Raw genomic sequence first — 13123 nt, 5'->3', positions numbered from 1 at the left:
TCCAAGTGGCATGCCAGCCACCGGCGAGGCAGGGGCGAGGGAGTGGGCGGAGGGCTGATGCGCAGTGCCGTGCTGAAGCGGGCCGGCGGGATCGAGATCGAGGAGTCCGGGGTTCCGCCATTCGGCGAGGGGGAGACCCTGGTCGAGATGCGGGCGGTGGGCCTGTGCGGCAGCGACACCGCGGCCTTCCGCGGCCGCCATCCGTTCCGGGAGCCACCGGTGGTTCTGGGCCACGAAGGAGCGGGCCGGGTGGCGGAAGCCGCTGACGGCACGGTTGCGCGGGGCACCAAGGTCGCCGTGCTGCCACTGGCCTCCTGCGGGCGGTGCGGACACTGCGAGAGAGGGCTGTCCCACCTGTGCGCGTACCGGCGGCTGCCCGGCGCGGGCCTCCCCGGGCTTCTCGCCCAGTACGTCGTGCTGCCGCGGCGCGCACTGGTGCCGCTGCCCGGTGCACTGTCGTACGCGCAGGGCGCGCTGATCGAGCCCGCCGCGGTGGCCTGGCACACCGTCGGGACGGCGGGCGTGCGGTTCGGGACCCGCCTCGCGGTGCTGGGCGCGGGCACCATCGGCCATCTGACCGCAGCGGTCGCCCGCCTGCACGGTGCCGAGGACGTCCTCGTCACCGACGTGCGCCCCCGGGCACTCGACCTGGCCGCCCGCGCCACCGGCTGCCACACCCTGGACACCCGCTACGGAGCGGTGGCGGGTGAAGGACGGGCCGGCGCCTTCGACGCCGTCGTCGTCGCCTCCGGGCACCCGGGCTGCATGGACGAGGCGCTCGCCCTCTGCCGCCCGCGCGGCACCGTCGTCGTGCTGCCGATGTTCGGCGAGACGGTGCGCGCCGGGCTGAACCCACTGGTGCTCAAGGAGATCCGGGTCAAGGGCTCCTCCCTGTACACCCCCGGCGACTTCCGCGCCGCGGCCCGTGCCGTGGCCGGCGGCGCGCTCGACGTACGCCCCCTGATCACGGCCGAACCGGCGCCGCTGGCCGCGGCCCAGGACGCCTTCGAGGAGCTCGACCGGGGGAGCGACGTCATGAAAGTCCTGCTGGACCCGGCGCGCTGACCCCGAAGAGCCCGTACAGAAGAGAGGCAGGCATGGCGGACGAACAGGTCGTCGCGGTCTACGACGTCGAAAGCTGGCTGCCGCCCCGGGCGGCGGCCGCGGTACTGGCGAACGAGCAGTCCACCGGCACCTTCGTACGCGTCCCGGGCGAGAGCGACGCACTGCGCACCCGGTTCGGGGCGACCGTCCTCGAGGTGACCGCCCTCCCCGACTCCGGGAACCCCCCGCTGCCCGGGGCGACCAGACCCCCGGAGGCCGGCCCGCGCCCACACCGTGCCCGCGTCCGGATCGCCTTCCCGCTGCACAACTTCGGCCCATCCGTACCGAACCTGCTGGCGGCGGTCGCGGGCAACCTCTTCGAACTCCGCGAGATGGCCGCCGTGCGTCTGGTCGACCTCGACCTGCCCGCCGCGTTCGCCGGACGCTACCCCGGCCCGGCCTTCGGCACGGCGGGCACCCGGCGCCTCATGGGCGCCCCCGACGGCACCCTGATCGGCACGATCGTCAAGCCCGGGGTCGGCCTCCGGCTCGATGCGCTGCGCACCCTGGTGCGTGAACTGGCCATGGCCGGGATCGACTTCGTCAAGGACGACGAACTCAACGGGAACCCGCCGCACGCCCCCCTGCCTGAGCGGATCAAGGTCGTCAACGAGGAGCTCGACCGGGCCGCCGACCTCACCGGCCGCCGCACCATGTACGCCTTCAACATCACCGACGACATCGGACGCCTCGAAGCCAACCACGACCTGGTGCGCGAGGCCGGCGGCACCTGCGTGATGGTGTGCGTGCAGACCGTGGGTCTGGCGGGCGTCGCCCATCTGCGCGAACATGCGACGTTGCCGATCCACGGGCACCGCGCCATGAGCGGGGCGCTGCTGCGCAGCCCCCAGCTCGGCCTCGGCCCCCTGGTGTTCCAGAAACTCGCCCGGCTCTCCGGCGTCGACCAGCTCCACGTCGGCGGCATCGACAGCAAGTTCTACGAGACCGACGAGGATGTGGTCGCCTCGGTCCACGCGATGCGCACCCCGTTCCTCGGCGGCTACGAGGCCCTGCCCGTGCTTTCCTCCGGCCAGTGGCCCGGCCTCGCCCACCGCACCCTGGAACTCACCGGCACGCCCGACCTGCTGGTCCTGGCCGGCGGCGGCATCCACGCCCACCCGCAGGGCCCCGGCGCCGGCGTCGCGGCGATGCGCTCGGCGTGGCGGGCGGCGGCGGAGGGCGAACCACTGGCCGAGGCCGCCGCCCGGGACCGGACGCTGGCCCTCGCCCTCGAGCGGTTCGGCGGGATCCGCGGATGACGGCCGCACCCACCGGCCACGGCCCGGCCTCCTGCGTGACCCCGCCCCTGGCGGCGTTCTACGGCGACGACGTCACCGGGTCCACCGACGCTCTGGCCCAGTTCCACCGGGCAGGCCTGCGCGGTGTGCTGCTCTTCGACCCCGGCGCGGTGCGGAAGGCCGCCGCCGCGGGCGGGTTCGATGTGATCGGGGTGGCGGGCGCCGCCCGCGCGCTGCCCACCGCCGAGATGGCCGACGTGATCCGGCCCGTCCTGGAGGAACTGCGCGCCACCGGGGCCGGATTCGTGCAGTACAAGATCTGCTCCACCGCCGACTCCTCACCCGGAACGGGGAGCCTGGGCCGTGCCGCCGAGACCGGCCACGAGGTGTTCGGCCGGGCGCCCGTGCCCGTCCTGGCCGCGCAGCCCGACTTCGGGCGGTACACCGCCTTCGGCCACCACTTCGCCCGGGACGACGACGGCCGGGTGCACCGTCTCGACCGCCAGCCCACCATGTCCCGTCACCCGGTCACCCCCATGGGCGAGTCCGACCTGCGCAAGCACCTCGGCCGGCAGACCGGACTCCCCGTCAGCGGCCTCGACCTGACGGTGTACGAACTGCCCCTCGCCGAGGCCCGGCTCGTCTACGAGGCGGCGGCCGCCGGCCGCCCCGGACTCGTAGTGCTGGACGCGCTGACGCCCGCGCACGCCCGGCACGCGGCCCGACTGGCGCTCCTGGGCGGCCCGTCCCCCGTCTTCGCACTCGGTTCGGGCGGCCTCAGCCTCGCGGTCGGTCAGGTGCTCGCCGGCACCGGGCGGACACACCCCTACGGCGCGCCGGAACCCGCCCGTGCGATCGTCGTCTCAGGCAGCCGCGCCCTCCGTACCGCCGCCCAGATCCGCCACGCCACGGACCACGGCTGGGCAGGCGTGCCGGTGCCGGTGGACCCGGACCACGGCTGCGACACCTCGCCCGCCGCCCTGGCCCGGCTCCGCGGGGCGGTGCTGCGCGCCCTCGGCGGCCGCGCACCCGGTGTCGTCGTGCACGCCGTGCCGGCCGGCCGCCGCGACGCTCCGGGCACCGACCCCGCGGACTGCCTCGGCGGCATCCTCGTCCACGCCGTACGGGCCGCCGTCGACGCCGGAGTGCGCCGCGTGGTGGTGGCGGGCGGTGACACGGCGGGACGGGTCGCCGCCCGCCTGGGCACCCGCACCGCCGAGATCGACACCCTGCTCGCCCCCGGCGCGGCCCTGTGCCGGCTGACGTTCGAAGACCCGCGCCTCGACGGCGTGTCGGCCGTCCTCAAGGGCGGCCAGGCCGGTCCGGTCGACCTCTTCGACCGGGTGGCCGGACGCATCCGCTCCATTGACCCGACCACCGACCCACCCAGGGAGCCCGGGACGTGACGACCGCACCGCACACTCTGCGTACGGCCCATCTCGCCGACCCGCTCGGCATCGACGAGCAGCACCCGGACCTGTCATGGCGGCCCGCCGGCCGGCAGCGGGCCTACCGGATCCAGGCCGCCACCGACCCCGGCCTGCTGGCCTCCGGCGTCTGCGACCTCTGGGACAGCGGACCGGTGGAGGATCCGCGCAGCACCTGCGTCCGCTACGACGGCAAACCGCCCGGCGCCCGCCGGCGCGTCTGGTGGCGGGTCCGGGTCCGGTACGACGACGGACTCTCGCCCTGGAGCTCCGCCGCGACGTGGGAGACCGGGCTGCCCACCGCAGCCGACTGGTCCGGCGCCCGGTGGATCACCGCCCCGGACACCGGCGGGCCCGCCCGGCTCCCGCTGCTCGCCGTGGACTTCCACCTGCCGTCCGCCCCGGTCACGGCCCGTCTCCACGCCACCGCCCTCGGCTCCTACGAGGCCTCCGTCAACGGCGTCCGCGCAGGCCGCGCCCTCCTCGAACCCGGCTACACCGACTACGGAACCCGTCTGATCTACGCCACCTACGACATCACCGACGCACTGCGCCCGGGCGACAACACCGTGGGGCTGAGCCTCGGCAACGGCATCGCGCACGCACCGAGGGTCCCGGGGCGCTACGCCAAACTCCACATCGACCACGGCCGCCCCCGGGCCATCGCCGTGCTCCACGCCGTCCTCGCCGACGGCACCTCCACCACTCTGGTCACCGACGGGGCCTGGCATGCCGCCGGGGGCCCCGTGACCCTGTCGGCCTGGTTCGGCGGCGAGGAGTACGACGCCCGCCTCGAACGGCACGGATGGGACCGCCCCGGACACGACCGCGCGCAATGGAGCGCCGCCGTCGAGGCCCCGCTGGAGGGCGTGACACTGAACGCCCGCACCCACCCGCCCGTCGAGGCGGTCGACACCGTCGCGCCGGTATCGGTCGCCGAACCGAGGCCCGGCATCCATGTCTTCGACCTCGGCGTCAACATCGCGGGCCGCCCGTGCCTCACGGTCACCGGACCCGCCGGGGCGTCCGTCGTGATCCGCCCCGCCGAACTGCTCGCCGACGACGGCACGGTGAACCAGCGCTTCACCGGCACCCCCTGCTACGACCGCTACACCCTGCGCGGGGACCCGGGAGGCGAGGTATGGGCCCCGGCGACGGTGTACCACGGATTCCGCTACCTCCAGGTGGAGGGACTGCCCGGCGACCCCGCGCCGGACACCGTACGCGGCGACGTCATGCGGACCGCCAACGCGCGTGCCGGTGGCTTCAGCTGCTCGTCGGACCTGCTGAACGGCATCCACCGCATCATCGACCGGGCCGTTCAGGGCAACATGTTCAGTGTCCTCACCGACTGCCCGCACCGCGAGAAGCTCGGCTGGCTGGAGCAGGCCCACCTCGTCTTCCCCGTCGTGGCCGGCGGCTACGACGTCGCCGCGTACTACCGCAAGCTGGTGCGCGACATGACCGACGCGCAGACCGCCGAAGGCCTCGTGCCGGGCATCGCCCCCGAGTACACCGTGTTCGAGGACAAGTTCCGCGACGACGCCAACTGGGGCGGCGCCCTGGTCCTCGCCCCCTGGCACCTGTACCGCACCTACGGCGACACCACGACACTGCGCACCCACTACCCGGACATGCTGCGCTACCTCGGCCACCTGCACTCCCGCTCGGACGACGGCCTGCTGCTGCACCACGGACTGGCCGACTGGATCGCGTTCGACAACTCCACCCCCAGGGCAGTCACCGCGACCTACGCCCACCAGCGCATCGCCGCCGCGCTGGGCGACATCGCCGAGGCGATCGGCCGGCCCGACGACGCCGCCGCCCACCGCCGGCTCGCGGACCGCGTCGCCCGGGCCTTCCACACGGAGTTCTTCGACCCGGCCCGCCACACCTACGGCAGCGGCAGCCAGGCCTGCGACGCGCTCGCCCTGGAGATGGGCGCCGTCCCTGCCGAAGAGGTCCCGACCGTGCTGGACCACCTGGTCGACTCGGTCTGGGCAGCGGACGGCCACGTCACCGTCGGCGAGATCGCCCTGCCCGCACTGCTGCGCGTCCTGTCCGCGCACGAACGCGACGACGTCGTCGCGGACCTGCTGAGCCGCACCGACAGCCCCAGTTACGGCTACCAGCTCGCCCACGGCGCGACCGCGCTGACCGAACGCTGGGACGGCCCCACCCGCGGCTCCTCCCAGAACCACTTCATGCTCGGCGCCGCCTCCGAATGGCTCACCGCCTCCCTGGCGGGACTGCGGCAGGCGGCGGACTCCGTCGCGTACGAGCGCATCGTCGTCCGGCCCGCCCCGGTGGGCGGCCTCACCCGGGCGAGCGCCTGGTACGAGACACCGCGGGGACGCACCGCCGTGGCCTGGCACCGACGACCGGACGCATTCCGGCTGACCGTCATGCTGCCGCCCGGCGCACCCTCCCGGGTGGAACTGCCACTGCCTGGCGGCGGCCGGGACGTACGGGAAGTGGAGCCCGGCAGCTGGGAGTTCACGGTCCCCGGCGACTGGACGGCGCGATGAGCGAGCGACCGCTACCAGAAGTGCGACAGCGGCCGCCGGCCGAAGGTGAGGGACCGATGACGGACACGGACCGCCCGGCGGCGTCCGCACCGCACCACGGCGACCCGATGGACACCACCGCCTCCGCGGCCTACTGGGCCGATCTGACCCCGGGGAGCGGCCGTCTCGCGCCGCGCGCCCATTTCCCCCTCGGGGGCCGGCGGCTGGACCTCGGCGGCACCTGGTCCTTCCGCCTGTCGCCGGTCGCCGACGCGCCCCTCGACTTCCTCGCGCCCGGCGGCCCTGCCGAGGACGACCCCTCCTGGTCACCGCTGACCGTCCCCGGCCACTGGGTCCTCCAGGGCCACGACGTGCCGCGCTACACGAACACCGCCTACCCGTTCCCCATCGACCCGCCGCACGTCCCCGACGCCAACCCGACCGGCGACCACCACCGCACCTTCGACCTGCCCGACGACTGGCCGGTCACTGGCGACGGCTCCACCGTGCTGCGCTTCGAGGGTGTCGACTCCTGCTTCAAGGTCTGGCTCAACGGTGTCGAACTCGGCACATCGAAGGGCAGCCGGCTGCCCGCGGAGTTCGACGCCGGACCCGCGCTGCGCCGCGGCCGCAACGACCTCGCGGTACGCGTCCACCGCTGGTCTTCCGGCAGCTACCTGGAGGACCAGGACATGTGGTGGCTGCCCGGCATCTTCCGCGACGTGACGCTGCTGGAGGTCCCGCCGGGATCGATCGGCGACTACTTCGTGCACGCCTCCTACGACCACGAACGGGGCAGCGGGACCCTGCGCATCGAGTCCGACGTCCCCGCTCTCGTGTCGCTGCCCGGCCTCGGCGTCCACGACCACCCCGCTGACCGGCCGATCCAATTGCCCGGCGTCGAACCGTGGAGTGCCGAGCTGCCCCGCCTGTACGCCGCCGACCTCGCCCCCCTCTCCGGCGCCGCACCCGTCCGCCTGCGCATCGGCTTCCGCACCGTGGCGATCCGCGACGGCCGCTTCACCGTCAACGGCGTCCCCGTGCTGCTGCGCGGCGTCAACCGGCACGAGCACGACCCCGACCGGGGCCGCGCCATCGGCCGCGACACCATGCGCGAGGACCTGCTCCTGATGAAGCGACACAACATCAACGCGGTGCGTACGGCGCACTACCCCCCGCACCCCGCCTTCCTCGACCTCTGCGACGAACTCGGCATGTGGGTCGTGGACGAGTGCGACCTGGAGACCCACGGCTTCATCCACGCGGACTGGGTGGGCAACCCCGTCGACGACCCCCGGTGGCGCCCGATGATCCTGGACCGGATGCGGCGCACCGTCGAGCGCGACAAGAACCACCCCAGCGTCGTCATCTGGTCCCTGGGCAACGAGAGCCACCACGGAACCAACCTGGGAGCCCTCGCCGACTGGACCCGGGAGCGCGACCCGTCGCGGCCGCTGCACTACGAGCGGGACCGCACCTACCGCCACTCCGACTTCTACAGCCTGATGTACGCCCCCGTGGACGAGGTGGACCGCATCGGCCGCCATGAGGAGGAGACGCCCCCCGAGACGGCCGACGCTCCCGAGGTGGAGGCCCGTCGACGACAACTTCCCTTTCTTCTCTGTGAGTTCGCGCACGCCATGGGCAACGGTCCCGGCTCGCTCACCGAGTACCAGCGCACCCTGGAATCCCACCCGCGCTGTGCCGGAGCCTTCGTCTGGGAGTGGATCGATCACGGTCTGCGCCGCACCGGCGAGGACGGCGGGACGTACTTCGCCTACGGCGGCGACTTCGGGGACAGCCCCCACGGCGGTACCTTCTGCATCGACGGGCTGCTCTTCCCCGACCGCACCCCCTCGCCCGGCCTCGCGGCGTACAAGAAGGCCGTCGAGCCGGTCGGGATCGGCCTCGACCCCGCGGCCGGCCGGATCGCACTGCGCAACCAGTACGACGCACGGGACCTGGCGCACCTGCTGTTCCGCTGGACCCTGGAGACGGACGGGACCCCGGTCGCAGACGGCGAGCTGAGGACGCCACCGGTGCCCGCGCGCCAGGACGCGGACATGCCCTTCCCGGAACTGCCCTGCCCCCCGGAACCGCCCGGCCGGGCTGCCGGGCCCGCGGGGGAGACCTGGCTGACGGTTCGGGCCGTGCTGGCGGCCGACGAACCGTGGGCGCCGGCCGGTCACGAGGTCGCCTGGGCCCAGGCCCGCGTCGGCGGGCCCGTCCCCCGCCCGGCGGCCACCGGACCCGGGCGGACCCCGGCGGCCGGCACCTTCGACGAGCGCACCGGGCTGCTGGCAGACCTGGCCGGCCTGGAACTGGAGGGCCCGTACCTCGACGTGTGGCGGGCGCCCACCGACAACGACCGGGGAATGGGCGCGAACTCCGTGCTGCGCCTCTGGCGCAAGGCCGGACTGGACCGCCTGGTACTGCGCACCGAGAGCGTCGAGCGGCGCCCGCACGAGTTGCTCGTGCGTTCCAGGTCGGCGCCGGACGGACTGCCGCACGGTCTGCGTGTCCGCCACACCTGGGCCCCGAACGGCGAGGCGCTGCGGCTGACCGTCGAGATCACCCCGGACGGCCCCTGGGCCGGCCTGACCTTGCCGCGCGTGGGCGTGCGCTTCACGCTGCCCGCTCGCCACGACCGGGTCCGCTGGTACGGAAAGGGCCCGGGAGAGGCGTACCCGGACAGTGCACAGGCCGCCCGCGTCGGACTGTTCGCCGCGGACGTCGCCGCCCTCCAGACCCCCTATGTCGTCCCGCAGGAGAACGGACGGCGGGCGGACGTCCGCTGGGCCGAACTGGCCGACCCCGCCACCGGCCGGGGGCTCCGCGTGGAGGCGGCCGGCGGGGTGGGAGTGTTCGGCCTCACCGTCCGCCCCTGGTCCGTCGAGCAGCTCGAAGCGGCCGCTCATCCGCACGATCTGGTGCCGGGCGAGCACCTCCACCTCCATCTGGACGTCGCCCAGCACGGACTCGGCAGCGCCTCCTGCGGGCCGGCGCCCCTGGACCGTCACCAACTGCGGCCTCAGCCCTGGCGGATGGAGTTCCTGCTGCGTCCGCTCGCGCCCGGCGGTCCGGCGTGACCCGCGTCGCGGCCGCCGTCCGCGCGGAGCACCCGGACGTCCCACGCGCCCAGCCGCAGCTCCTCACGCGGGGCGAGGCGCTCCTCGCCGAGCACGTCCCGCACCGCCTCGGGTACCGCGACCCGCACCGGCTCCCACGCCCAGTTGTGGACGAACCACAGGCGCTCGCCGAGCCCGTTGCGGGCCGAGGTCACGTGCACCGTCGCGGGCAGCGGGCCCCAGCACGCCGCCGCGGTCGTGCAGCCCGCCACATGCCGGGCCAGCGCCTCGGCGAAGGCGCTGTCCGGCAGCGTCCCGACATAGGTCACCCGGCCCCGCCCGTGGTCCCGGACGGTCGCGGCCGGCCACCGTCCGAAGTGCGGGTGGACGTAGTGCGCGAGCGGCAGGGCGCCGTCCGCCTCCAGGCCGTCGGCCCACTCCAGGGCCCGCGCGCCGGATGCGAGCGGCAGCCCGGACCCCTCGGCCGCCGTGACGGTCAGCGGGCCGGTCAGATTCGCGTACTCCACGCAGCGCACCCCGGCTGCCGCCCGCAGCACCGCACCGGGGGCAGTCTCGGCGCGGGCTCGCGCCTCCTCGTCGGCGTAACCGGTCCGGAACGTCAGCACCAGATGGCCGCCGGAGCGCGCGTACCCGTCGAGAAGATCCGGCAGTTCGCTATCGCACAGGTACAGAGCGGGCACCACCAGGATGCCCGGGAGCGTGCCGGGGGAGCGGCGCAGGGAGGCGGCGAGCTGTCGGGGCGACATGATCCGGGCCTGCGCGCCCGAGTCGAAGAACCCCTTGAAGAACGCGCCGAATATGCGCTCGTACGACCGGGGATCGGGGGTGAAGGTCCCCGGGAGCGACAGCGGCGGCTGGCACCGCATCGCCCAGTCGCTCTCCACGGACCGGACGAAGACCGCGTCCGCGTCCGGGACCAGCCCGGTCAGGGAATCCCCGGCCGCCTCGAACTCCGAGGCCACCCGGGCGACTTCGCGCTGAATACGGCCGGGTTCGAGGTCGTGCCCGAGGATGCCGCCCCAGTAGGTCTCCGCCCCGTACGGCAGCGTGTGCCAGTGCCAGTACTGCATCAGGCGCGCGCCCCGCGCGGCCAGCGTCCAGGCGGCCTGCCGCAACTGCCCTTCGTAGCCGGGATGGCTGGCATGCGACGCGTTGATGGAGGAGGCGTTCGTCTCGGTGACCAGGAAGGGCTCCTGGCGGGCGCCCCACAGCCGGTCCGCCGACAGGTGGATCTGCCACACTCCCTGGCCGAACCAGCCGCCCTCGTACCGTCGGCCCTCGTCGGGCAGCGCCACTTCGTCCTGCGCCACGTAGTAGACATTGCCGGCCGTCACATCCAGTGCCTCCGTGACCGCCTCCTCGTCCACCGCCGGGCGGGTCACCGCCAGGCAGGTCGTGACGTACTGCCCGGGCCGGGCGTACTCGCGCACGATGTCCGCCTGCCAGGCGATGAACTCGGACGTCAGATCCGCCTGAAAGCGGCGCCAGGCCAGGTCGTAGGACGGGGTGGTGTTGCCGCCGGGCCTCCACAGCTCGGTCCAGGAGGACAGCCGGTGCGACCAGTAGGTCAGCCCCCACGCCGAGTTGAGCCTCTCGACGCTCCCGTACCGCGCGCGCAGCCGGGACACGAACTCCTCGAACACCCCGTCGTTGTGCAGCAGGAGCAGACCCGGCTCGTTGTCCACCTGGAACCCGGCCACCGCGGGGTGGTCCGCGTGCGCCGCGACGACACGGCGCACCACCCGCTCCGCGTACCTGCGGAACACCGGGTGGGTGAAGTCGACTTCCTGCCGGGCGCCCCACGGCACCCGGCCGCCGTCCGCCCGGACCGCCGCGATCTCCGGGTGGGCGCGCTGCAGCCACGGCGGCACCGCGTAGGTCGGGGTGCCGAGCAGTACGCGGATGCCGCGGGCGTGCGCCCCGTCCAGGACCGGCACCACCCAGTCCACGTCGAAGACCCCGTCCTCGGGCTCCCAGGTGGACCACACCGACTCGCCGACCCGGATCAGCGAGAGCCCCGTCGAGGCCATCAGATCGAGGTCCGTCTCCAGGCGGTCGGTGGGCTGGTACTCGTGGTAATAAGCGGCCCCCACCCGGACCCGGTCGGTGTCCGCGGCTGCTCGCTCGCGTTGTTCCGTGCGTTCCAGTCGTTCCAGTCGTTCGAGGAAGTCAGACATGGCCAGAAGGTGGCATGCCACCTGAATGCCGTCAAGGGAAAGGGAGTTGGATGACCGCCGACCATGACCTGAGGAACACCTACCGACCCGACTGGGAATCGCTGCGCGGCCACCGGGTGCCGGACTGGTTCCGTGACGCGAAGCTCGGTATCTGGGCGCACTGGGGCCCGCAGTCCGCGGCCCGCAGGGGTGACTGGTACGCCCGCCACCTCTATGGCCCCTACGAAGGCACCGAAGGATTCGAACGGGAGCGGACAGCACGTCAGACGGCCCACCACCGCGAACACTTCGGCCACCCCTCCGTTTTCGGCCACAAGGATCTGTGCCACTCCTGGAAGGCCGAACGGTTCGACCCGGAGAAGCTGATGGACCGCTTCCGCAGGACCGGCGCCCGCTACTTCGTCTCCCTTGCGACGCACTGCGACAACTTCGACCTGTGGGACTCCTCCCACCAGCCGTGGAACTCCGTCAACGTCGGGCCGCACACCGACATCGTCGCCCGCTGGGCCGATGCCGCCCACGCCGCCGGACTGCGCTTCGGCGTCAGCATGCACGCCGGCTCCTGGACGTGGCGCTGGCTCGATTCGGCGTTCGGCCGGGACGCCGACGGTCCCCATGCGGGCGTCCCGTACGACGGACACCTCACCGCGGCGGACGGGACCGGCACCTGGTGGGAAGGGCTCGACCCGCGGGCCCTGTACGGCCGCCCCCGGTGCCCCGGCGACAAGCCGGACGCGGCCTTCGTCGACGACTTCTATGCGCGGCTGCGCGACGTCGCCCTCCGCCACGACGCCGACCTCGTCTACCTGGACGACTCCAGGATGCCCTTCGACGAGGGGAGTGTGTGCCAGGCGGCCCCGCCCAGCCGCCGCGGTCTGGAGTTCCTCGCCGACTACTACGCCCGCAGGCCGGAGGGGACCGTCTCCATCAAGACCATTCCCGACGAGGACCGCGGTGCCGTACTCCTCGACGTCGAACGCGGGCAGCTCGGTGGTCTCGACCCGCACCCCTGGCAGTACGACACCAGCATCGGCGACTGGTTCTACGCCGACGGCGAGCGCTACAAGACCGCCCCCGAGATCGTTCACCTGCTGGTCGACACCGTATCCAAGAACGGCTGCCTGCTCCTCAACGTCCCCCAGCTCCCGGACGGCACCATCGACGAGGCGACCGGCGCCGTCCTCGACTCGCTCGGTGCCTGGACCGACAGGTGCGGCGAAGCCGTCTTCGGCAGCCGCCCCTGGAAGGTCTACGGAGAAGGCCCCACCAACGTCACCGGCGACCGCGCGCGAGAGAAGGCGCTCGTCTACACCCCGCACGACCTCCGCTTCACCGTCGGCGCCGACCGCCGCACCCTCTACGTCTTCCTGATGGTCTGGCCCGACGACCGCACCGTCCGCATCGAGAGCCTCGCCCCTTCCCGGGGCCTGGTCAGTACCCCGCCCCGCCGCATCACCCTGCTCGGCACCGACACCCCGGTCCGCTGGACCGAGGGCCCGGACAGCCTCGATGTCCACCTGCCCGCCGGACGGCCCCCCACCCCGTACGCGCAGGTCCTGCGCGTCGAACTGGACTGAGAGG

General features: G+C 73.6%; 7 protein-coding genes. 6 read left to right on the top strand and 1 reads right to left on the bottom strand.

Translation table 11 applies throughout. The annotated features are described in order from the left end of the window. Positions 1-57: 57 nt before the first annotated feature. From OG395_RS06340 to OG395_RS06320, 5 genes are read left to right on the top strand one after another with little or no spacing between them, the layout of a single operon-like run. A complete protein-coding gene (locus OG395_RS06340) occupies positions 58-1065 on the top strand; it encodes a zinc-dependent alcohol dehydrogenase (protein ID WP_327241998.1) in 1008 nt (335 codons plus the stop codon). A gap of 32 nt (positions 1066-1097) precedes the next feature. Then, positions 1098-2363, top strand: a complete 1266-nt coding sequence (locus OG395_RS06335) for a RuBisCO large subunit C-terminal-like domain-containing protein (protein ID WP_327241997.1) — start codon at positions 1098-1100, stop codon at positions 2361-2363. Next, positions 2360-3748: a four-carbon acid sugar kinase family protein gene (locus tag OG395_RS06330; protein ID WP_327241996.1), complete on the top strand. Its 1389-nt coding sequence runs from the start codon at positions 2360-2362 to the stop codon at positions 3746-3748. Before OG395_RS06335 ends, OG395_RS06330 begins: the two co-directional genes overlap by 4 nt. Further along, positions 3745-6297, top strand: coding sequence for a family 78 glycoside hydrolase catalytic domain (locus tag OG395_RS06325; RefSeq protein WP_327241995.1), 2553 nt, complete (start codon positions 3745-3747; stop codon positions 6295-6297). The genes OG395_RS06330 and OG395_RS06325 overlap by 4 nt, the downstream gene beginning before the upstream one ends. Positions 6298-6353: 56 nt before the next feature. Further along, positions 6354-9365: a glycoside hydrolase family 2 TIM barrel-domain containing protein gene (locus tag OG395_RS06320; RefSeq protein ID WP_327241994.1), complete on the top strand. Its 3012-nt coding sequence runs from the start codon at positions 6354-6356 to the stop codon at positions 9363-9365. On the opposite strand, the gene OG395_RS06315 is transcribed toward OG395_RS06320, so the two are convergent. Then, positions 9308-11542 carry a beta-galactosidase gene (locus tag OG395_RS06315; protein ID WP_327241993.1) on the bottom strand — a complete coding sequence of 745 codons (2235 nt, stop codon included), beginning with the start codon at positions 11540-11542 and terminating at the stop codon, positions 9308-9310. The genes OG395_RS06320 and OG395_RS06315 overlap by 58 nt on opposite strands. 50 nt (positions 11543-11592) lie before the next feature. Here OG395_RS06315 and OG395_RS06310 point away from each other — a divergent pair, with 50 nt between their 5' ends. After that, on the top strand, positions 11593-13119 hold the full coding sequence (locus OG395_RS06310) for an alpha-L-fucosidase (protein ID WP_327241992.1): 1527 nt from the start codon (positions 11593-11595) through the stop codon (positions 13117-13119). Positions 13120-13123 lie beyond the last annotated feature (4 nt).

The organism is Streptomyces sp. NBC_01320 (genome assembly GCF_035974375.1).
Taxonomy (GTDB): domain Bacteria; phylum Actinomycetota; class Actinomycetes; order Streptomycetales; family Streptomycetaceae; genus Streptomyces; species Streptomyces yanii.
The sequence above is the reverse complement of the archived record's forward strand: the minus strand, read 5'-3'. Positions and strand labels throughout refer to the sequence as shown.